Source organism: Acinetobacter johnsonii, from assembly GCF_048551975.1.
Taxonomy (GTDB): Bacteria; Pseudomonadota; Gammaproteobacteria; order Pseudomonadales; family Moraxellaceae; genus Acinetobacter; species Acinetobacter johnsonii_A.
On the sequence record NZ_JBIMCF010000289.1, the window covers coordinates 1 to 257 of the forward strand.

The following is a 257-nucleotide window of genomic DNA, read 5'->3' on the forward strand; positions in this document are numbered from 1 at the left end:
GATCGGCATAGCTGCGGTGGTCGATTCTTTCCCGATACCCTGCCGGTTCGAGGGCATGATTCGCTAGGTTTGCCCAGGTGGAGCGGATCTGTTTAATTTCTTCCTGGCTTGTTCCCATGCCCCATGTTTTTCTTTTGGTATTACTTAATTCAATATCGGCTTTATCCTTAAGAACTAAATTCTGCTTTGGATCTAATTCGGCCTTGCGCGTTGGCAGTAAGATATGTGCATGATGGTTTTTATCACTGACATTCTGA

The 257-nt window shown here is 45.1% G+C and carries 1 protein-coding gene; it reads right to left on the reverse strand.

The features are described from left to right. On the reverse strand, window positions 1–257 hold a 257-nt coding region (locus ACG9ZB_RS17530; protein ID WP_419326875.1), incomplete at both ends, for a MobA/MobL family protein.